Source organism: Hyphomicrobium sp., assembly GCF_041674905.1.
Classification (GTDB): Bacteria; Pseudomonadota; Alphaproteobacteria; order Rhizobiales; family Hyphomicrobiaceae; genus Hyphomicrobium_B.
Genome location: NZ_JBAYUV010000002.1, coordinates 153,955 through 174,194, shown reverse-complemented (window position 1 = coordinate 174,194; position 20,240 = coordinate 153,955). Strand labels below are relative to the sequence as shown.

Here is a 20,240-nt window from a genome sequence, read left to right as displayed (position 1 = left end):
TTCCCGGCCGCCGAGAGCCCGTTATTTGTGCGATTGATATCTCATGTCCGATGACTTTCCACTGCGTCCGTTCCTGCCCGCCGATACGATGGCCCTGCGCGATCTTTTCGCCCAGAGCATCGAAGAGCTGACGGCCGATGATTATGATGATGACCAGCGCCTTGCGTGGGCAGCGAGCGCGGAAGATGCGGGTGAGTTCCGGGCGCGTCTCGGTGCGATGCTGACGCTCGTCGTCCAGGTCGAGGACGAATACCTCGGTTTCGGGTCCCTTAAGGACAATAAAACGATTGATATGCTTTATGTGCATCCCGACTTCGCGGGCGAGGGTGTCGGGTCTGCTATCGCGGGCGCTCTCGAGAAGATCGCGGGAGCACGCGGCGCCGAAGCGGTGACGGTCGACGCCAGCGATACGGCGCTGCCGTTTTTCGAAGGCCGGGGCTATGCGGCGGTGCAGCGCAATTCCATTCCGCGCGATGATCAATGGCTTTCGAACACGACCATGATAAAGCCGCTCACAGAGCAAAAAGCGAAAGCAGCGTCACCGGCGAAACCGTCATGAGTAAAGAACGCCTCTATCTCTTCGACACGACGCTGCGCGACGGCGCGCAGACGACGGGCGTCGATTTCTCGCTCGAGGACAAGCGTCGCCTGATGCGCGTGCTGGATGACCTCGGCATCGATTACATCGAGGGCGGCTATCCCGGAGCGAATGCCACCGATACCGAGCTTTTCACGTCGCGGCCGGATTTCAAGTCGGCGCGCTTTACGGCGTTCGGCATGACGAAGCGCGCCGGGCGTTCGGTCTCGAACGATCCGGGACTGCAGGCCATCCTGCAATCGTCGGCGGACAGCATCTGCCTCGTCGCCAAGTCGTCCGACTATCAGGTGCGCGTCGCGCTGGGCATCTCGAAGGAAGAAAATCTGGACTCCGTCGAGCAGTCGGTCCGCGCGGTCGTCGAAACGCAACGCGAGGCGATGATCGATTGCGAGCATTTCTTCGACGGCTACAAGAGCAACCGCGACTACGCGCTTGCGGTCGCGAAGACGGCGTTCAACGCGGGCGCGCGCTGGGTGGTCCTCTGCGATACGAACGGAGGAACGCTGCCACATGAAATCGAGCGCATCGTCACTGATGTCGCGAAGCATGTGCCGGGCACCAACCTCGGCATTCATACCCATAACGATACGGAGAATGCCGTCGCCAATACGCTGATGGCGGTGCGCGCCGGATGCCGTCAGATCCAGGGAACGCTCAACGGTCTCGGCGAACGCTGCGGCAACGCCAATCTGACGTCGATCATTCCGACGCTCCTGCTGAAGAGCGAATTCGCTGATGCCTTCGCGACCAGCGTCACACCGGAGAAGCTCAGGACGTTGACGCACGCGAGCCGCGTGCTCGACGAGATTTTGAATGAAGCGCCGGACCGGCATGCGCCTTATGTGGGCGAGAGCGCGTTCGCGACCAAAGCCGGAATTCATGCGTCAGCCTTGATCAAGGCGCCAGAAACCTACGAGCACGTGCCGCCAGAAAGCATCGGCAACGAGCGGCGAATTTTAGTGTCGAAACAGGGCGGCCTCTCGTCGCTGACGGCGGCGCTCGAGCGCTTCGGGCTGCCGTCCGACAAGGAAGACCTCCGCGTGCAGGCGCTGCTCGATGAAATCAAGGCGCGGGAAGACCAGGGCTATTCCTACGAAGCGGCGGAAGCCTCGTTCGAGCTTCTGGCGCGCCGTTCGCTCGCAAGCGTGCCGCGGTTCTTTTCGGTCGATTCCTTTCGCGTGACCGTCGAGCGCAATCGGGTGCTCAATGGCAGCGGTACGAATGCCCAGGCCGTCGTGACGGTTTCAATCGCGGGCGAACGCGATCCGCTGGTTTCGGTCGGCGAGGGCAACGGTCCGGTCAACGCGCTCGACAAGGCCCTGCGCAGCGATCTCGGCCGCTATCAGAAGCACATCGATCACGTCGAACTCGTCGACTACAAGGTCCGCATTCTGACGCACACGCAGACCGGCGGTACGGATGCCGTGACGCGCGTCCTCGTCGAAAGTCACGACACCGAAACGGGCGACCGCTGGACGACCGTCGGCGTCTCGACGAACATCATCGACGCGAGCTTCGAGGCGCTGCTCGACAGCATCAATTACAAGCTGCTGAAAGACGACGCGCGCGCGGCCTGACGTGGCCGTTTGCGGCGTTCTCGGCTACATCCAGCTCTTGCCGTCGTCGGCCTGACAGCCCTTTGGAGGCAGCGCGTTCGCAAACGTCGCGTGCAGCTTATCGCAGCCCCATTTTCGGATGGGTGCGGGCATCATGCTATTCAGCTCGATGCCGCTCTCGTCGTAGGGGCTCGTCTTGTTGGTCACGTAAGAATACCAGTGCTGACCGAAGAAAATCACACCGGCGATGATGACGATCAGGATGGTGCGGGCGGCTCTGTGCATGCGAAGTCCTATGATATTCCGCGCTAGCTCTGCATCGCGCATGACTATGTCAATGACGGGGTCAATGACGGGATCGGGCTGCGGCTAGGTCAGGGTTAGCGGCGCTGTTGCAACCGTCGTGACACCGTGGTCGTCGGTCCAGGTGAACTCGAAAACGCCTGGGCCCGGAACGCGCATCTGGAAGGACACGAAGGGATTGGCGGAAATGCCGGTGCCGAATTCGGCGCGGAACACCTCCTTGCCTCCATACTTGGCGACAAATGAATTGATGATGTCGCGCGGGATCAGCTTGCCGTACTTGTCGTGGCGGTTGCCCGTTTCCATGATGTGCGTGATCAGCGTTTTGACCTCGATGACATCACCGATTTTGGCAGTGTCGGGCAGTTTGATGCGCGGATTTGCGGCCATGGCTTTTCCCTCAATCTCCGCAACCGCCGATGGTGACTTTGACGGTCGTCGTCGACATCAGCAGGCCGCCATTTGAAAGCTCGGCAAGCACGATGACGTCCTGCGTTTTCGCGAGCCGCATCCGGCTCTGGACGCGCGCGACCGCGTTCGCCGGCGACAGGTGGAACGTCGCGACGAGCGCCACCGGGTTCGCGGTTGAGACGATATGAATGGCCTTGACGTGATCCGCGTCCGTCATCGGGCTATCGACCGTCATCGTTATGGGTACGAAATTGCCGTTGTCGGCAAGCTCGGGGAGGTCGACGGTGATCTTGTCGGCGACGGGGGTTGCGACGGCTGTCAGCTTTGCGAAGGTGTCCTCGAATTGTTTGCTGCGTTCGAGCGCCGCTTCGCCATGCGCAGCTTTCGCGATCAGCGGGAGAAGACCGGCAGCGGCCGTCGCCGATAGCAAAAATTGCCGGCGGTCGAATTTCGAAATTTTGGCGATGTCCCGCATTGCTGCCGTTTTTTGAAGAAAGGTCGACTTACCGATACATAACTTACCGATATATAAGATGCCCGCCCTCTGAATTTCCAGCTAGATGACGATTTAGACGGCGCTCGCCTTCCTGTTCGTTTTCCGGTGGAAATCCTGCCGTCGAATCTCCGAGATCACGCGACGAACGTCGAAAAAGAGGTTGCAAGATGACCGAGGTGACGCGTCGCGAATTTACGCTGTTGGCGGCGGGCGCGGTTGCGGCAAGCTCCGAACTGTCTCGGCCGGCGCTTGCGGCGGGGCCCGCAAGGATCGTGATCATTGGGGGTGGACCGGGCGGCGCGGCCGTTGCCAACCGGCTCAGGGCTGCGGCTCCCGACCTCGCCATCACGCTCGTCGAGAGCAAGGAAACGTATACGACGTGCTTTTACTCGAACCTTTACATCGGGGGATTTCGCTCGTTCCGCTCGATCACCTTCGGCTACGAGGGGGTCAGGAAACGCGGCGTTAACGTCATCACAGATACGGCGACCGCGATCGACACGACGGCGAAAACGGTGACGCTCGCACGCGGCTCGTCGCCGCTTAGCTACGACAGGCTGGTCGTCGCTCCGGGTATCGATATCAAATTCGACAGCATCGAAGGTTATTCGCCGGAAGCCGCGAAAATCATGCCGCACGCCTGGCAGGGCGGTGAGCAGACATGGATTCTGAAGCAAAAGCTCTTGGCGCTGCCGGACGGCGGATTGGTCGTGATGTCGTCGCCGCCGAACCCGTACCGCTGTCCGCCGGGGCCTTATGAGCGCGCCTGCATGATCGCGCATTTCCTCAAGACAACTAAGCCGAAGGCGAAGCTCATTCTGTTCGACGCCAAGAGGTTCTATTCGAAGCAGGCCGTCTTCGAGCAGGCGTTCGCGGAATTTTACAAGGATATCGTCGAGATCAACCTGACGAACGAAATCGACGACTATGCGGTCGTCAAGGTCAACGCTGAGACGGGTGAAGTAACGACCAAGTCGGGCCGTTCCGAGCGCGCGGCGCTCGCCAACATCATTCCGGCGCAGAAGGCAGGGGCGATTGCCGCCAATGCCGGATTGACCGAGGGTGACTGGTGTCCGATCAATCCGCAGAATTTTTCATCGACCAAGGCCCGAGACGTCTATGTGCTTGGCGATGCGGCGATTGCCGCCGACATGCCGAAGTCGGCCTATTCGGCAGTTAGCCAGGCTGGCGTCGTCGCGGCGGATATCATCGCCGACCTCGCTGGCAAGCCGCGGACGGTCGGCCGATACCGCAATACGTGCTGGTCGATGATCGCGCCCGGCGACAGCGCCAAGATCGGCGGCGACTACGTTCCAGGTGAGAAGAACGGCAAGCCGTTTTTGAAGGGCGAGAACGAGTTTATCTCGCAACCGAACGATACTTCGGCGGTCCGGCTCGAAACCAACCAGGAGAGCCGGGACTGGTATCAGACGCTCGTTGCCGATCTTTTCGGCGAAACTCCGCAGATGGCGGCCCCGTAGCATTACAGGGCCTTAATATTTTCGCCGGGCAACGGCCGGGAAGCGCCGGAAGCGATTTCGCCGGTCGCGGGTTAGCGGCTGTCGCACAAACGTGTTTAAATACAACCCGGTGCGGTTGGACGAGGCCGCATCGTTAAGGTGGCGTACACGTCAACTTAGGATACTCGCACGTCCCTCGGAGCCGCTATAAGAGCGCCGCGGTTCTCATATGGAGTCCTCGGAATGGCGGCCGTTATTCTTCTGATTTTGGCGCTGGGCGGCTTTCTCGTGCTCGGAATGATGCGCGCGCCCCTTTGGGGCTGGGCGGCTGCCGTCGGCGTTCTGACGCTTCTGGCGACATACGATTGCACGAGCGCGCTGGCGTGGCTTGCATGGGTTCCATTCATCGGACTCGCGCTTTTGTCGATCCCCGCTCTGCGCCGCCGCTTTGTCGTTGCGCCGATCTTCGCGAAGGTGAGAAAGATCCTGCCGAAGGTCTCCGACACCGAGGCGCAGGCGCTGGAAGCCGGAACGGTCGGGTTCGACGCCGAGCTGTTTTCCGGAACGCCCGACTGGAGCAAGCTGCAATCCATTCCGCCGATCGAGCTTTCGGATGAGGAACGCGCATTCCTCGATGGTCCGACGGAAGAGCTGTGCCGCATGATCAGCGACTGGCAGATTCGCCATACGCTGCGCGAGATCCCGGACGAGATCTGGGCTTTCGTCAAAAAGCACGGGTTCCTCGGCATGCTGATTTCCAAGGAACATGGCGGTCTCGGATTTTCCGCCCAGGCGCAGTCGTTGATCCTCGGCAAGATCGCGTCGCGATCTCCCGATGTCGTGACGATCGTCATGGTGCCGAACTCGCTCGGGCCGGGTGAACTCATTGAAAAATACGGCACCGATGAGCAGAAGCACTATTACTTGCCGCGTCTCGCGAAGGGCGAGGAAGTGCCGTGCTTCTCGCTGACGGGTCCGACGTCGGGCTCGGACGCCGCCACGATGCGCGATATCGGGTACGTCACGCGCGGCACGCATCAGGGCAAGGATACGCTCGGCATCCGGCTGTCGTGGGAAAAGCGCTACATCACGCTCGGGCCGAATGCGACGCTGGTCGGTCTCGCGTTCCGGCTGTTCGACAAGGACAACCTGCTCGGCAAGGGCGAGGACGTCGGCATCACGCTGGCGCTCATTCCCGCCGATCATCCGGGCGTCAATATCGGGCGCCGGCATCTGCCGTCCGGCGCGGCTTTTCCGAACGGGCCGAACTGGGGCAGCGACGTTTTCATTCCCATGGACTGGGTCATCGGCGGGCAGGCGATGGTCGGCAACGGCTGGCGCATGCTGATGGAATGCCTCTCGGCGGGGCGCGCCATTTCGCTGCCGTCGTCGGCGACAGCGGGCGCGAAAATGATGCTGCGCGTCACGTCGGCCTACGGGCGGATCAGAAAGCAGTTCGGCTTGCCGGTGTCGCGCATGGAGGGCGTCGAGGAGCCGTTGGTGCGCATCATTGAGACGGCCTACGTCAACGAGGCTGCCCGCGCGATGACGGCGGCGATGGTTTCTCGCGGCGAGAAGCCGTCGGTGATCTCTGCGCTGATGAAATACCAGACGACGGAAAAGATGCGCCGCGCCGTCAACGATGCGATGGACATTCACGGCGGGCGCGGCATCTGCGACGGTCCGTCGAACTATCTGCAGTCAGCGTATCAGATGGTTCCAGTCGGCATCACGGTCGAGGGCGCCAACATTCTGACGCGCACGCTGATCACGTTTGCGCAGGGTGCGCTGCGCTCGCATCCCTTCCTCTACAAGGAGGTGCAGGCGGCGCAAGACACCGACAAGCAGCGCGGCCTCGATGCCTTCGAGACGGCGTTCAACGGCCACATCGCCTTTTCGCTGTCGAATGCGACCGGCGCTTTTGTTCATAACATCTCAGGTGGCGCACTGGCGTCGTCGCCCGATGATGCACTCGGGATGTCGCACTGGTATCGGCAGCTTGCGCGTGCCTGCCGGTCGTATGCCTTCGTCGCGGACCTCACTGTGGCGCTGCTCGGCGGCGGTCTCAAGATCAAGCAGAAGATCACCGGGCGCATGGCGGACGCGCTGGCTGAACTTTACATGCTGTCGGCGACGTTGAAGCGTTATCAGGATGATGGCCGTCCAACAGGCGATGAGCTTATCGTGGAGCTTGCGGCGCAGAACGGTCTGTGGCGCTTCCAGGAGGCGGTCGGCGGGGTTATCGACAATTTCCCCGTTCGCTGGGCGCGGCCGTTGATGCGAATTATCGTGTTCCCGCTCGGGCGGCGCTTCAAGCCCGCATCGGACGCGCTTGGGCATCAGGTGGCGCGGCACGTCTTGCAACCGGGCGAGGTTCGCGACCGGCTGACCCGGAATATTTTCGTGTCCCGGGACGTCAATGATCCAACCGGCATCCTCGAGGTGACGCTGGAAAAGGTGATCGCGGCCGAGCCGATCGAAAAGAAGCTTGAAAAGGCCATTCGCGACGGGCTGGTGCGCCGCTATCACGGCATCGACTGGTTTGCCGAAGCCGCGGAGAAGGGCATTATCACGACGGCGGAGGCCGACCAGCTTCGCGAGGTCGAGCAACTCGTCGCGCGCGTCATCGCGGTCGATCATTTCGATCCGGCGGAGGTGAAGCCGAATTATGCGACGCTCGGCCACAACGTTCGCGGTTCGGAAACATTGGCTTCGGAAAAAGCTATCGCCGATTTCAGAGTTTGAGGTGTGCAATGAGTGAAGCGACGGCGGACGTGAATGCGGCGCACTTGAAGGATTGGCGCTTCTCGATCGACGGCGAAAATATCGCCTGGGCCGTTTTTGATCGGGAAGGCGAGAGCGCGAATTCGCTCGGCCGGCGGCCGATTGAGGAACTTGACGCCATCATCGAGCGCGTCGAAGCGGAAGCGCGCGCCAAGACCGTTCGCGGTCTCGTCATCATGTCGGGCAAGGAGCGCGGCTTTATCGTCGGCGCCGACATCCGCGAGTTCGAGACGTTTCAGAACGAGCAGGACGTCGTCAACGCGTTGAAGCCGGTCAACGCACTTTTGGACCGCATCGAGAAATTGCCCGTTCCGGTGGTCGCGGCGATCCATGGCGTCTGCGTCGGCGGCGGGCTGGAGCTGATCCTTGCCTGCCATTACCGGATTGCAACGCGCGATGACTCGACGCGTATTGGTTTTCCCGAAGTCAAGCTCGGTATTTTCCCAGGCTTCAACGGCACCGCGCGTTCGATCAAGCAGGCGGGTCCGATGGCGGCCATGCAGGCGATGCTGACCGGCGGCATGATCCGCGCGACGGTTGCTAAGGCGCAAGGCTTTATCGATCAGCTCGTCAGCAGTCCGGGTGAATTGCATTGGGCGGCGCGGAAAGCGGTTCTGCAGAACCGGCGCTCGCCATCGGCGGGTTTCGCGAAGCGGCTTCTGACCAAGTGGCCGGCGCGCGGTTTTCTGGCAGGTAAGATGCGTCAGGAAACCGCGAAAAAGGTTAGCGAGGATCATTATCCCGCGCCGTTCCGGCTGATCGACCTTTTCGAGAAGGAGGGCGGCGATCTTGATGCGATGAAGAAGGCCGAGACGAAGGCGTTCGCGCCGTTGATGGTTTCGGAAACCTCACGCAATCTTCGCCGCGTGTTCCGTCTGACGGAGCTTTTAAAGGCGCAGGCGCCGAAGGGTTTCAAATGGCGGCCGAGCCGCGTTCATGTCATTGGCGCGGGCACGATGGGCGCCGATATCGCGGGCGTTTGTGTCGCCGCCGGTATGGAAGTAACGCTGCAGGATATTTCGCCCGAGCAGCTTGAAAAAGGCATCAAGGCGCAAGGCAAGCTCTTCGCGCGCAAGTTCAAGACGAAGGCGACGCGCGATGCCGCCAAGACGCGTTTGATCGCCGACCCCGAGGGTAAAGGCGTCGCGAGAGCCGATGTCATCATCGAGGCCATCGTCGAGCGGCTAGACATCAAGCAGAAGCTGTTCGCGGATCTCGAGGCGAAGATCAAACCCGGCGCTGTGCTGGCGACGAACACCTCATCGTTGAAGCTCGAAGACATTTCCGCGCCGTTGAAAGATCCCGGCCGCCTGATCGGCCTGCACTTCTTCTCGCCGGTGCCGCAGATGCCGCTCGTCGAAGTCGTGCGTGGCGCGACAACACGCGACGAGGAAGTGAAAAAGGGCGCGACATTCGTCACTGCCATCGACAAGTTCCCGCTGATCACGAAGGACGTCCCCGGCTTCATGGTCAACAAGGTTCTGACGCCCTACATGTTTGCGGCGATGAAGCGCCTCGAAGAGGGTGAGGACAAGGAGAAGATCGACGAAGCCGTGCGCGCATTCGGGATGCCGATGGGGCCGATCGAGCTTGCCGATAATGTCGGCCTCGATATCTGCGCCCATGTCGCGAAAATTCTCGGTCAGTCGAGCGAAGGCTCGCGGCTCGATCGCCTTGTTGCTTCCGGGCGGCTCGGCAAGAAGACGGGCGAAGGTTTCTACGTCTGGAAAGACGGCAAGCCGGTCAAGTCGGACGCCAAGTTCGCGAAGGCCGATCTCGACAAGCTTGGCCGCGAGTTGGTCGAGCCGATGATTGCGGAAGCGCAGAAGACGCTGGACGAAGGCGTCGTCGAGTCCGCCGATCTCGTCGATGCCGGCATGATTTTCGGGACAGGCTTCGCGCCGTTTCGCGGCGGGCCGCTGCATTACAAGAAGACTCATCCGGACGCGGAGGCGGCAGCTGTGCCACGTGCCGCGGCGGAATAAGATTATTCTCTCTCCCCGTTCTTACGGGGAGAGGGTCAGGGTGAGGTGCCGCAACAATGTGCAATCGGCTGCCCCTCACGCCGGCCCTCTTCCCATCGTAAAGTGCGGTGGAGAGAGGGGGAACATTGGAGATTGAGATGACACGAGAGCTTCGGCGCGTTGCGGTGATCGGCGGTGTCCGCATCCCGTTCTGTCGGTCCAATACCCTTTATGCCGATCTCTCGAACCTGGAGATGATGGCGGCGGCGCTGAATGGTCTGGTCGACCGTTTCGGTCTCAAGGGACAGCACATCGACGAAGTCGTCGGCGGCGCGGTCGTCACGCACTCGCGCGACTTCAATTTGGCGCGCGAAGCGGTGCTGTCGTCGAAGCTCGCGCCATCGACGCCGGGCGTAACCCTGATCCAGGCATGCGGGACGTCATTGCAATCGGCGCTGATGTCGGCGGGCAAGATTGCAACCGGCGAGATCGAAAGCGCGATATCGGTCGGTTCCGATACGACGTCGGATGCGCCGATCGTTTTTTCGAAGAAATTCTCAAAGCGCCTCGTGCAGGTCGGGCAGAGCAAGACGGCACTCGATAAAATTCGCGTCTTCAAGGGGCTTTCGCCGTCCGAGCTTACGCCGCAGCCGCCCGCCGTTTCCGAACCGCGCACGGGCCTGTCGATGGGCCAGCATTGCGAGCTGATGGCGCAGGAATGGAAGATCGACCGCGCCGCTCAGGATGAGCTTGCCTTCGAAAGCCACAAGAAGGGCGCGGCTGCTTATGACGAAGGTTACATGGACGATCTGGTCGTTCCGTGCGCGGGCGTCTATCGAGACAACAATCTTCGCCCCGACATCTCGATTGAAAAGCTCGCTTCGTTGAAACCTGCGTTCGAGAAATCGGAGCGCGGCACGCTGACGGCTGGCAACTCGACGCCGATGACGGATGGCGCTTCGGCCGTGCTTCTCGCATCTGAAGAGTGGGCCAAGGCGCATAATCTGCCGGTGCTCGCGTATCTCACCTACGGCCAGCACATCGCCAACAATTTTGTCGGCGGCGACGGGCTGCTGATGGCGCCGACGATCGCGGTGTCGAAACTGCTCGACCGCGCCGGGCTGACTCTCCAGGACTTCGATTTCTATGAAATCCACGAAGCGTTCGCGGCGCAGGTTCTCTGCACGCTGAAAGCCTGGGAAGATGCCGATTACTGTAAGAGAGTCCTTGGCAAGGATGCGGCGCTCGGCGCGATCGATCGCGCCAAGCTCAACGTCAAAGGCTCGTCGCTGGCCTTCGGGCATCCATTTGCCGCAACCGGCGCGCGCATCGTCGGCAATCTTGCGAAACTATTGTCGACCAACGGCGGTCGCGGGCTGATTTCCATCTGCACCGCCGGAGGCATGGGCGTCGCCGCAATCCTGGAAGCGCCGAAATCGATCGAAGCCCGCGCCGCGGCCTGAATAACGCGACCGCAACGCGAGACGGGCGGTCCTGAATGAGCTATGCACCTCGCGACAGGTGAGGCTGAGGGGCGTGCGCATGGCAGGCGGGACAGGTCAGGATAGGCAACTCGAAGCGGCGCGCTCGCTTGTGCGCGACGTTGCCGATCGCTTCGATCTCAATGCCTGGGCGCGGCTCTGGGATGGATCGCGTCTGCCGCTCGGGAAAGCTCCGACCTCGAATTTCGAAATTGCGATCAGCGATCCGGGCGTGATTGGAGCGCTGGTGCGCAGCCCGCGGCTCGATACGATCATCCGACAATATATCGAGAAGGGGATCGATTTTTCGGGCGGAACGCTGGTCGACTTCGGACGCGATCTTCAGAAGAACGACAAGGCGCCGAAAGTCAAAGGGCGCGATATCGCGAAAGTTGGCCGCAATCTGTTGCCGTTTGTGTTCGCGAAGAAGGCGGCGCGCGACGCCTTCGGATTCAGCGGGGATGAGTCCGGCGTCAACCGCAAGACCGCCGACAACAAAGACTACATTCAATTCCATTACGATCTGTCGAACGATTTCTACGCGCTCTTTCTCGATCCGGAGATGGTCTATTCGTGTGCGTACTATACGGACTGGTCGAACGGCGTCGAGCAAGCGCAGCGCGACAAGCTCGAGATGATCTGCCGCAAGCTGAGGCTTAAGCCGGGCGACCGGATGCTCGACATTGGAGCAGGGTGGGGCGGGCTGCTCTGCCATGCGGCGCAAGCCCACGGCGTGACCGCGCATGGCATTACGCTGTCCGAGGAACAGCTTTCATTTGCGCGTGAGAAGGCCAAAAATCTCGGCCTTGCGGATCGCGTCACGTTCGAGCTTGCCGACTATCAGCACGTGAAAGGCACCTACGACAAGATCGCGTCCATCGGCATGTACGAACACATCGGGCTCAAGAACATTCCCGGCTACATGAGCAAGGTGCGCTCGCTTCTGAGCGATGACGGCCTGTTTCTCAATCATGCGATTTCGCACCGCGCACCGAAAAACGTGAAGAAGTGGCTGACGCGGCCCGAAAAGAAAGCGATCGCGAAATATATTTTTCCGGGCGGAGAGCTCGACGATATCGGGCATACCGTCAACGCCATGGAACGCGCTGGCTTTGAGGTGCACGATGTCGAAGCGTGGCGCATGCATTACGCGCGCACGTGCCAGCTCTGGTGCGAGCGTCTGACGGCGCGCAAGGACGAAGCCATTAGCTTCGTCGGCGAAGAAAAATACCGGATCTGGGTTGCGTATCTCGCAGGCGTCAGCCTCGCCTTTTCGCGCGGGTCGCTACGGCTCTACCAGACGCTGGCGTCGAAGACTGCCAAGCGGCCGCCGCCGCTGCCGCCGACGCGCGCCGATCTGTATCGCTGAGCGGTTCCTCGCTCAGAGTCTCGCGGGCGATCGCTTAGCGTTTGCCGTTCGTGTCGGGCGGGGTTTCTGTGGTTTTCGGCACAGTGAAGCCGCCTTCCGCGACGAGACGCGCGAAAAGCCCTGTGCCTTGCGCCAGGTCATCGAAGCGACCGCGCTCGACGATCTCGCCGTGATCGAGAACAAAGATCTCATCAGCATCGGCAACCGTCGACAGGCGATGGGCGATCACGAACGTCGTGCGCCCGGTTCTGAGCGTGTCGAGGGCGCGTTTGATCTTGGCTTCGGTTTCGGAATCGAGCGCGCTCGTCGCTTCGTCGAGGATCAGGATAGGGGCATCCTTCAAGATGGCGCGCGCGATCGCGATGCGCTGGCGTTCACCACCTGACAGCGCGAGGCCCCGCTCGCCGATCATGAAGTCGTAGCCGCCGGGCTTTCTCATGATGAAGTCGTGGGCTTCGGCGAGCTTGCTGGCGCGCTCGACCTCGGCGTCGGTTGCGTCCGGCTTGCCGATGCGAATGTTGTCGCCGATCGTGCGATTGAAAAGTCCGGCGTCCTGGAAGACGACGGAGATTGCGTGGCGCAGCGACTGGATCGTGACGTCGGCGATGTTCTGGCCGTCAATGGTAATGCGCCCCGAGGACGGCGTTTGAAACCGCTGTAATAAGGCGATGGCCGTCGACTTACCGGAGCCGGTCGGCCCGACGAGGGCAACCGTTTCGCCCGCCTTCGCCTTGAAGGTTACGTCCGTGATGCCTTGCGGACTGCTGCCATAGCGGAAGCTGACGTTCTCGAACGTAATGGTGCCCGCGACGTCCTCCAGAGGCTTGGCGCCGGGCTTATCCTCGCCGTTGGCTTTTTCGTCCATCAGTTCGAACAGCAGGGTGAGCGTCGGCGCTTGCTGATGAACTTTCACGACGAACGCGGAAAGCTGGTCGAGGCGGCCGATGAGCAGCGTCGCGAAGGCGACGAAGCTGACGATCTGGCCGACCGTCAGTTCTCCGCGTCCGACAAGAACGGCGCCCGCGACGAAGATCACGACCATCGTCAGCGTCGCGGCCGAGCGCTGCATGACCGTCAGGATGCCCCACCAGGTGACGACCGGAAATTGCGCGGCCAGCAGATCGCGCGAAAGCCCGCGCATCGCCTCGGCTTCGGCTTGCAGGCGGGCGTAGCTTTGCACCACCATGACGTTGCCGATGACGTCGACCACGCGTCCCGACAGCGCTGTTTCATGCTGTTCGACGGTGGCCTGCCCGTAGGTCGTCTTGCGCATCACGAGAACGTTCATCAGCGTGTACGTGGCGGCGAGCGCGACGAGAATGGTCGCCATGCGGGCGTCCATGGTGATCGCGGTCGGGACAAGCAGGATGATGCTGAATAGCGCAGTGAAGTGTTCGCGCATTGCTCCGAGCCAGAGCCAGAACAGGGCTGTTGTTCCGGCCAGAATGGTGCGGATCGTCGCGCCGCTGCCGCGCGTCGCATGCACGCTCTGCGGCAGGGCCATCGCCTTCTCGAAGACGGTGGCGAGATGGGCATTCTTCTGGCGATGGGCGAGGCGATCGGAGTTGATGCTGACGATCACGCCGGCGATGACGCCGAACAGTCCGAGGACGGCCCAGAGGCCGATATAGCCGAATGCGCTTTCGCCTCTCCCGAGCGCGTCGACAACGCGTCCGAAGAGGATCGGCTCAGCGAGCTGGATGGCCGCGATGACGATGCTGGCGGCGGCTAGTCCGATCGCAAGGTATTTTTCGGACTCGAGTAGTTTCAGGGCGCGGACGTAGATCTGGAAAAGGTTCAACGGCTTGGTCGTCATGCCTTCATCTCCGGAGCGCCGCAGCCGTGACGGACCGAAGGACTTGCTGAAGCCCCATGTGCATGCCTGATTGATGAACCGTTGACCCTGGCCGCTCTATAGCACTGGGCGGAGAATAAGCATCAGTAAATCGGGCAGAATGCTGGCCATCCTTGACGGCCGGGTGCGTCTGTTCGATGCTCGCTCAACGCGAGTGCCCGGGAGGCAGAAAAGCCATGGCCCAGGATCCGAAATATCAGCTTCCCACCTACACGCCGGCGGCGCGGCGCCTGCACTGGCTGATCGCGCTGCTGATCATCATCCAGTTTCCGATCGCCTTCTACATGACCTATCGCGGCTATGAAATGCCGGCGGTGAACGACAAAGGCGAAGCGGTCAAAGGCGTCTTCGACGAGATAACCGGGTTCTTCTACAGCTGGCACAAGGTGATCGGACTTTCGATCTTCTTCCTGGTGCTGATCCGTCTCGCTTACCGGCTGACGCGCGGTGCGCCGCGCCCCGACCCCTCGGTCCCCAAGCCGCTGATTGGCATCAGCCATCTTGTCCATTGGGCGCTCTATGCGTTGCTCATCGTGGTTCCGATCATGGGGTATCGCGGGATTTCCTATGGTCGCTATCTCGACGTGTTCGGCATTTCGCTGCCCGCCGTCACCGAGAAAAACGAGGACATGTCGAAGGCGATCTTCGAATGGCACGAGCGGGCCGCCTTCGTGCTTCTGCTGTTCGTATCGCTGCATGTCGCGGCCGCGATCTATCACCGGTTCATCCGCAAGGATCGCGTCGTCGAGCGGATGCTGCCGAAACGATCGCTCGATGTCTGACGGCTCGTGGCGCGCCGTCAGAGTCAGGACGCGGGCGCGGCGAACGTATCGGTATGACCGATCGCGACCCCGCTTCGCGAGACGTTGATCCAATCAACGATGGTTTTTGCATCGACGCCGCCGACCTCCGATACGGCAACGGCGTGGCCGCGCACGAGTTCTTCGATCAGCATACGGTCGTTGCGATCGAGACGCCAATTGCTGTCGTCTTCGATCACCGAATACCCGTTGAGCCGGAACTGGTCTGCGAGATGAGCCGGCGCCATTGGGCCGACGGCCAGTCCCAGACCTTTGTCGCGCAATTGGTGGCGGTGAAACGCGGACGCCATCTGATTGTCGGCGGGCCTGTGCGGTGTCCAGCGCCGCTGGCCATTGTAAGTCAGCGTGGCGTAGAACGCGATCCGCCGCTCGGCGACGGCTTTCGCGAGGGCGCGGATATAGTCTTCAGATGCGAGATCGAAGAAGGCCGACGCGGTGACAAGGTTCGGCGGTTCATCCACGAGACTGTTCGTTTCGGATGCAAGTTCGGCAACCGTGAAGGTGACGTCAATGTCCCGGCCGTCCTTGCGCAGCCGCAGGCCATCGTCTGAGATCTCCGCTGCGTCCGCCCAGGCGGCGAGCCGTGTCTTGGCCACCTCGTGCAACGACGCGTCGTGATCGACGAGTTTCCATCTTTGCCGGTTCGGCAATAGCGGCGCCGTGGCGCGAAGGTTTGAGCCCGTTCCCGAGCCAAGGTCGAGAACGCTGACCTCGTCGCGAAGCGCGAAGCGGGCGCTGACTGCATTCGCGACGTCGCCGGATCTGGCGCGCCGGTCGGCGGGCTCGCGCAAATCGAGCCATTCCGGAGAGAATTCGCTCACGGCCTGAGGCCCAGGATGACGGCGGCGATGCGCCGTGCCGTTTCGTGCCATGTCGGCAAGGTGCGCCCCGCTTCCCACGCCGCGTCCGCCAATCGGTCGCGCAATTTCTTATCCGTCAACGCGCGTTCGATCGCGTCTGTGAGGGCAGGGATGTTCCCGGCTTCGACGTGCAGAGCCGAAGCTTGACCCGCCGTTTCCGCTGCCGCCCCTCCCGCCGCGATGACCATCGGCAGGCCGCGCGCCATGGCCTCCGCGAGCACCATGCCGTAGCCCTCGAAGAGCGAAGCCGAGACGAAGAGGTCGGCGCTTTCGTAATAGCGCTCGAGCGTCGCGGGCACGACTTTTCCCGCAAGTGTCACCCGGTCTTCGAGGCCGCTGGCAGAAATTGCCTTTTGCACGTTAGCGACAGCTTCGGGGTGACGGTCGAGCGCGCCGGCGATCGTCAGTCGCCAGTCGATATGCTTCAGCGGCGCAAGAGCTTCGACGAGCAAGTGATAGCCTTTACGCGGCAGCACGGCGCCGACGGCGAGAATCTGAAACGGCGCGCCGGTTCCGGTGGCGCGCTGGGCGGGATCGGTTCCGGGCTCGGCAACTGTGATCTTGTCAGCCGATAAGCCCATCGTGTCGACGAGGATGCGCTTCGTCACGCGGCTGGTGACGACGATGTGGCCGGCGTGCTGGAGCGCGTTTTCCTCGCTTGCCTTGATTTTGACCTTGCGGCTGTGGGGCAGTCCGGTTTCGAGGAACAGCGGGTGATGGACAAGGGCGACGATGCGTCCTGAGAGGCAGCTGAGGACATCATCGGTAAAGGCGCCGAATGCCAAGCCATCGATCATGAGGACTTCATCGTGCGGTTTGGCTTTGAGCAAGCGGGCGGTTTCCGCGAGGTCGCGTTCGCCCGGATTGGGAAAGGTATCGGCGAGCGGCAACACGGAGACGTGGACGCCGAAGTCGGGCAGCAGTTCGATCACGCGCCGGTCATAGGCATAGCCGCCGGTCGTGCTCTTCAAATCGCCGGGGATCGCGAAGACGACATCAGCCACTGATTGGGCCCTCGTAGCTGGCTCGCGCAAGATCCGTTTCCGAGAGCGTCACACGGATACGGGAAAGCCATTGACCTTCCGCGCCGAGTTTACCCGATGTGGCAGCTTCGGCCATGCGATCAAAGATATATTTGCAGAGAAACTCGGTCGTCGTTAGTTGGCCCTTGAATTGAGGTAAAGCGTCAAGGTTTTGATAACCGAGAGGTTTGAGCGTTTCGCCGAGCACGCGAAGTGCTGCTCCGATATCGACAACGACGTTCTCGGCGGTCAGTTTCTCTCGATAGAATGCGACATCGACGACGTAGGTGGCGCCGTGCAAATTCTGCGCCGGTCCGAAAAACGGATCGGGCAGAGAGTGGGCGATCATGATGCGGTCTCGGACTTCAACGGAGAACATCGGCACGGCTCATTTCATTTGGATGAATAGTGGACGACGGGGGGGAGCCCCGGTGACAACCAGATATCGGCGAGTGATTTCGGCAATTCAGTGAACGCGACGGACTGCGAGATCAGGATGTCGAGCGCGGGATCGTCAAGCAGAGCGAGCGCGCGCTCGAGCCGGTCGCGATGTTTGATCTGGCTGCGATGGCTCGGCGCGACGTGGCCGACCTGCGAGGATATGATCCGCAGGCGGCGCGAATGGAAGGCTGCGCCGAGATTGAGCGTCACGGGATGGGTTCCGTACCAGCTCATCTCGATGACCCGGCCTTCAAACGCGCAAGCTTCGATTGCGGCATCGAGCCCGGCTCCGGTGGCGCTGGTGTGGAACACGATGCGATTGTCGGCAGGAATAGTCTGCGGAACCGCGAATGCCAGGCCGAGGGCTTCGGCGAAGCTCGCGCGCGCGGGATCGACGTCGACGATCGTCACGGCCGTGCCTGCGATGCGTCGCGCCAGGTAGGCGATGAGCAACCCGACAACGCCCGCTCCGATCACGACGATGCGATCGCCGGGCGATGTGCCTGCGTCCCAATGAGCGTTGAGCGCCGTTTCCATATTCGCCGCGAGAACGGCTCGTCGCGAGGGAACGGCGTCTGGGATCGCAAGCAGATGGTCTTCCGGGGTCTGGAAATAATCCTGATGTGGATGCAACGCAAAGACGCGCCGCCCGACGATCTTGTCTGAACCGGCCGTTACAAGTCCAGCCGCCGAATAACCGTATTTGATCGGAAAAGAGAACGTCCCCGCCTGCATGGGCGCGCGCATCCGGGACCATTCGCTTTGCGGCACCTCGCCTTGTGCGACGAGTCGCTCGGTGCCGCGGCTGATCGCGGAGTATTCCGTGGCGACGCGCGCTTCCCCGGGGGCGGGCGGGGCCAGACGCTCAGTTCGGAGTTCAGCCTGACCCGGTTTGGTGTACCAAAGCGCGCGTGCGACGATGATCTGGCCCTGGCTGCGGCGCATCCGGGGCGGGTCGAGATCGGGTGTGCTGCGCTGGTCGTTCATTATGAGAGACTGACCCTGTCATGACGATCGATTGCGATCGCAAAGCCATACCCGAGGCCGTCTCTTGGCCAGTGGTGCTGGAGCCATGCCTTACGACACCAGCGGGCTTCGAGGCAATCGCGACGCTCGCCCGGCGGCGTGTGATCGTGCTCGTCGTCAATCTCGCGACATGGGCGGCGCTGATGCTCTGGGCGTGCGCGGTCCTCGCAAGCGGGGGCTGGACGTGGCTCGACGGCGCCGTCCTGGTCTGCCTCGGGCTCGCGGCGCCGTGGCCGGTGCTCGGCTTCTGGAACGCCGCCATCGGGCTGTGGCAGCTCAGCAGTCAGCGTGATCCGACGGCGCTTTCGATGCTGGAGCCTGAAACGCCGGGTTCCATCGCGGTTAAGACGGCGGTCGTGATGACGCTGCGGAACGAAGATCCCTTCCGCGCGCTCAAACGACTGAGGATCGTTAAGGATAGTCTCGACCGGACGGGTGAGGGACAGCAGTTTTCCTATTTCGTGCTGAGCGACACGGACCGCCCCGATATCGCGCGGCGTGAGGAAGATGCCGTCGCGGTCTGGCAGGCGCAGGATGCGGATCGCGAACGGATCGTCTATCGCCGCCGCGATCGCAATCTTGGATTCAAGGCGGGAAACGTCCGCAACTTCGCGACGACGGCCGGCCGCGACTTCGAGCTGATGCTGCCGCTCGACGCCGACAGCCTGATGACCGGCACGGCGATCCTCGAGCTGGTGCGCATCATGCAGCGTCATCCCAATCTCGGGATTCTGCAAAGTCTTGTCGTCGGGACGCCGGCTGCATCTGCGTTCGCGCGCATTTTTCAGTTCGGCATGCGGCTCGGCATGCGAACTTATACGATGGGGCAAGCGTGGTGGGTTGGCGATTGCGGGCCGTTCTGGGGTCACAACGCGGTCGTGCGCATCGCGCCGTTCGTCGCGCATTGCGCGTTGCCGACGCTGCATGGCAGGCCGCCCCTTGGAGGTCATATTCTGTCCCATGATCAGGTCGAAGCGGCGCTGATGCGCAAAGGCGGCTTCGAAGTCCGTGTGCTTCCTGTCGAGATCGGATCGTTCGAAGACAACCCTCCGGATGCGGTGGCGTTCGCGGAGCGGGACGCGCGCTGGTGCCAGGGCAATCTGCAGTATCTGAAGCTCATTGGGCTCAGGGGTCTCACGCCTGTCAGCCGCTATCAGCTCGTCTGGGCGGTGCTGATGTTCCTCGGCGTACCGGCTTGGATCATGCTGTTCGGATTGCTGCCGTTCGTAACCGCCGACGCCAACAACATTGCGGATTTTCCGGTCGGCTCCGCGGTCGCGTTGTCTCTCGTCCTGTTGCTCATGAATCTCGCGCCAAAACTTTCGGCCGCCTTGAATGTGCTGCTGACGCCTGGAGAGGTCCGGCGTTTCGGCGGCGGCGCACGGTTCGCGCTCGGCGCCGTGCTCGAAATGCTGTTCTCGCTGTTCTTGTCGGCGGCGACGTCGCTCCGCACGGCGATCTTCATGATCGGCCTTCTGCTCGGTCGCTCGACTGGATGGGCGGTGCAAGCGCGCGATGGCGGCGCGCTTTCTTGGGCGGAGGCGGTATCGCGCTTTTGGCCGCAGGCGCTGTTCGGCGTCGGTCTAGGTTGTGCCTTCGCGACGCTGGCGCCGCATCTGTTTTTTTGGAGTTTGCCTTTGGTATTGTGCTTTCTTGGCGCGATCCCGTTCGCCGTTCTGACTGCCAGTCCAGCGGTTGGCGACTTTTTGCGCCGGCGGGGAATTGCGGCCATTCCGGAGGATTTCGCGCCGCCGCCGGAAATTCGGGCGTTGCAATCGGCCGACGAGGTCTGA

General features: G+C 61.9%; 17 protein-coding genes. 9 read left to right on the top strand and 8 right to left on the bottom strand.

What is annotated here, in order from left to right; genetic code table 11:
• Positions 1 to 43: 43 nt before the first annotated feature.
• Both WC026_RS01745 and cimA read left to right on the top strand, forming a co-directional pair.
• Positions 44 to 559: a GNAT family N-acetyltransferase gene (locus WC026_RS01745; protein ID WP_372709081.1), complete on the top strand. Its 516-nt coding sequence runs from the start codon at positions 44 to 46 to the stop codon at positions 557 to 559.
• On the top strand, positions 556 to 2,175 hold the full coding sequence (cimA, locus tag WC026_RS01740; protein ID WP_372709080.1) for a citramalate synthase: 1,620 nt from the start codon (positions 556 to 558) through the stop codon (positions 2,173 to 2,175). The genes WC026_RS01745 and cimA overlap by 4 nt, the downstream gene beginning before the upstream one ends.
• 24 nt (positions 2,176 to 2,199) lie before the next feature.
• On the opposite strand, the gene WC026_RS01735 is transcribed toward cimA, so the two are convergent.
• The 3 genes from WC026_RS01735 to soxY all read right to left on the bottom strand — a co-directional run bounded on the left by WC026_RS01735 (position 2,200) and on the right by soxY (position 3,343).
• The gene (locus WC026_RS01735) at positions 2,200 to 2,439 is read right to left on the bottom strand and encodes a hypothetical protein (RefSeq protein ID WP_372709079.1); all 240 of its coding nucleotides are present in this window, start codon (positions 2,437 to 2,439) and stop codon (positions 2,200 to 2,202) included.
• 84 nt (positions 2,440 to 2,523) lie between these two features.
• Entirely contained in the window at positions 2,524 to 2,847 is a 324-nt protein-coding gene (gene soxZ / locus WC026_RS01730; protein ID WP_372709078.1) for a thiosulfate oxidation carrier complex protein SoxZ, read from the bottom strand.
• A 10-nt stretch (positions 2,848 to 2,857) separates the two neighbouring features.
• Complete coding sequence (gene soxY / locus WC026_RS01725) at positions 2,858 to 3,343, bottom strand: thiosulfate oxidation carrier protein SoxY (RefSeq protein WP_372709077.1); 486 nt, start codon at positions 3,341 to 3,343, stop codon at positions 2,858 to 2,860.
• Positions 3,344 to 3,531: 188 nt separating this feature from the next.
• On the opposite strand from soxY, the gene WC026_RS01720 reads away from it, so the two are divergent.
• The 5 genes from WC026_RS01720 (at position 3,532) to WC026_RS01700 (ending at position 12,422) form a co-directional block, all read left to right on the top strand.
• Positions 3,532 to 4,845 (top strand): FAD-dependent oxidoreductase, encoded by a 1,314-nt coding sequence (locus tag WC026_RS01720; protein WP_372709076.1) that lies wholly within the window; start codon positions 3,532 to 3,534, stop codon positions 4,843 to 4,845.
• 222 nt (positions 4,846 to 5,067) lie between these two features.
• On the top strand, positions 5,068 to 7,569 hold the full coding sequence (locus WC026_RS01715) for an acyl-CoA dehydrogenase (protein WP_372709075.1): 2,502 nt from the start codon (positions 5,068 to 5,070) through the stop codon (positions 7,567 to 7,569).
• Between the two features lie 8 nt (positions 7,570 to 7,577).
• The gene (locus WC026_RS01710; protein ID WP_372709074.1) at positions 7,578 to 9,593 is read left to right on the top strand and encodes a 3-hydroxyacyl-CoA dehydrogenase NAD-binding domain-containing protein; all 2,016 of its coding nucleotides are present in this window, start codon (positions 7,578 to 7,580) and stop codon (positions 9,591 to 9,593) included.
• 137 nt (positions 9,594 to 9,730) lie between these two features.
• Complete coding sequence (locus WC026_RS01705) at positions 9,731 to 11,035, top strand: acetyl-CoA C-acetyltransferase (protein WP_372709073.1); 1,305 nt, start codon at positions 9,731 to 9,733, stop codon at positions 11,033 to 11,035.
• 79 nt (positions 11,036 to 11,114) lie between these two features.
• A complete protein-coding gene (locus tag WC026_RS01700) occupies positions 11,115 to 12,422 on the top strand; it encodes a class I SAM-dependent methyltransferase (protein ID WP_372709072.1) in 1,308 nt (435 codons plus the stop codon).
• A gap of 34 nt (positions 12,423 to 12,456) precedes the next feature.
• Here WC026_RS01700 and WC026_RS01695 read toward each other — a convergent pair whose 3' ends face one another.
• Entirely contained in the window at positions 12,457 to 14,238 is a 1,782-nt protein-coding gene (locus WC026_RS01695; RefSeq protein WP_372709071.1) for a glucan ABC transporter ATP-binding protein/ permease, read from the bottom strand.
• Between the two features lie 215 nt (positions 14,239 to 14,453).
• On the opposite strand from WC026_RS01695, the gene WC026_RS01690 reads away from it, so the two are divergent.
• Positions 14,454 to 15,059, top strand: a complete 606-nt coding sequence (locus WC026_RS01690; protein WP_372709070.1) for a cytochrome b — start codon at positions 14,454 to 14,456, stop codon at positions 15,057 to 15,059.
• Positions 15,060 to 15,082: 23 nt separating this feature from the next.
• Here the strand turns inward: WC026_RS01690 and WC026_RS01685 are convergent, their stop codons facing one another.
• From WC026_RS01685 to WC026_RS01670, 4 genes are read right to left on the bottom strand one after another with little or no spacing between them, the layout of a single operon-like run.
• Positions 15,083 to 15,919 carry a class I SAM-dependent methyltransferase gene (locus tag WC026_RS01685; protein WP_372709069.1) on the bottom strand — a complete coding sequence of 279 codons (837 nt, stop codon included), beginning with the start codon at positions 15,917 to 15,919 and terminating at the stop codon, positions 15,083 to 15,085.
• Positions 15,916 to 16,962 carry a glycosyltransferase family 4 protein gene (locus WC026_RS01680; protein WP_372709068.1) on the bottom strand — a complete coding sequence of 349 codons (1,047 nt, stop codon included), beginning with the start codon at positions 16,960 to 16,962 and terminating at the stop codon, positions 15,916 to 15,918. Before WC026_RS01680 ends, WC026_RS01685 begins: the two co-directional genes overlap by 4 nt.
• Positions 16,955 to 17,359 carry a 6-pyruvoyl tetrahydropterin synthase family protein gene (locus tag WC026_RS01675; protein WP_372709067.1) on the bottom strand — a complete coding sequence of 135 codons (405 nt, stop codon included), beginning with the start codon at positions 17,357 to 17,359 and terminating at the stop codon, positions 16,955 to 16,957. The genes WC026_RS01680 and WC026_RS01675 overlap by 8 nt, the downstream gene beginning before the upstream one ends.
• 14 nt (positions 17,360 to 17,373) lie before the next feature.
• A complete protein-coding gene (locus WC026_RS01670) occupies positions 17,374 to 18,408 on the bottom strand; it encodes a zinc-binding alcohol dehydrogenase (protein ID WP_372709066.1) in 1,035 nt (344 codons plus the stop codon).
• 20 nt (positions 18,409 to 18,428) lie between these two features.
• Between WC026_RS01670 and mdoH the strand changes: the two genes are divergently transcribed.
• On the top strand, positions 18,429 to 20,240 hold the full coding sequence (gene mdoH / locus WC026_RS01665; protein WP_372709065.1) for a glucans biosynthesis glucosyltransferase MdoH: 1,812 nt from the start codon (positions 18,429 to 18,431) through the stop codon (positions 20,238 to 20,240).

Excerpts from the sequence above, each read along its gene's own strand:
- WC026_RS01745 (WP_372709081.1), top strand. The coding sequence starts at position 44 with ATGTCCGATGACTTTCCACTGCGTCCGTTCCTGCCCGCCGATACGATG.
- cimA (WP_372709080.1), top strand. The coding sequence starts at position 556 with ATGAGTAAAGAACGCCTCTATCTCTTCGACACGACGCTGCGCGACGGC.
- WC026_RS01735 (WP_372709079.1), bottom strand. The coding sequence starts at position 2,439 with ATGCACAGAGCCGCCCGCACCATCCTGATCGTCATCATCGCCGGTGTG.
- soxZ (WP_372709078.1), bottom strand. The coding sequence starts at position 2,847 with ATGGCCGCAAATCCGCGCATCAAACTGCCCGACACTGCCAAAATCGGT.
- soxY (WP_372709077.1), bottom strand. The coding sequence starts at position 3,343 with ATGCGGGACATCGCCAAAATTTCGAAATTCGACCGCCGGCAATTTTTG.
- WC026_RS01720 (WP_372709076.1), top strand. The coding sequence starts at position 3,532 with ATGACCGAGGTGACGCGTCGCGAATTTACGCTGTTGGCGGCGGGCGCG.
- WC026_RS01715 (WP_372709075.1), top strand. The coding sequence starts at position 5,068 with ATGGCGGCCGTTATTCTTCTGATTTTGGCGCTGGGCGGCTTTCTCGTG.
- WC026_RS01710 (WP_372709074.1), top strand. The coding sequence starts at position 7,578 with ATGAGTGAAGCGACGGCGGACGTGAATGCGGCGCACTTGAAGGATTGG.
- WC026_RS01705 (WP_372709073.1), top strand. The coding sequence starts at position 9,731 with ATGACACGAGAGCTTCGGCGCGTTGCGGTGATCGGCGGTGTCCGCATC.
- WC026_RS01700 (WP_372709072.1), top strand. The coding sequence starts at position 11,115 with ATGGCAGGCGGGACAGGTCAGGATAGGCAACTCGAAGCGGCGCGCTCG.
- WC026_RS01695 (WP_372709071.1), bottom strand. The coding sequence starts at position 14,238 with ATGACGACCAAGCCGTTGAACCTTTTCCAGATCTACGTCCGCGCCCTG.
- WC026_RS01690 (WP_372709070.1), top strand. The coding sequence starts at position 14,454 with ATGGCCCAGGATCCGAAATATCAGCTTCCCACCTACACGCCGGCGGCG.
- WC026_RS01675 (WP_372709067.1), bottom strand. The coding sequence starts at position 17,359 with ATGTTCTCCGTTGAAGTCCGAGACCGCATCATGATCGCCCACTCTCTG.
- WC026_RS01670 (WP_372709066.1), bottom strand. The coding sequence starts at position 18,408 with ATGAACGACCAGCGCAGCACACCCGATCTCGACCCGCCCCGGATGCGC.
- mdoH (WP_372709065.1), top strand. The coding sequence starts at position 18,429 with ATGACGATCGATTGCGATCGCAAAGCCATACCCGAGGCCGTCTCTTGG.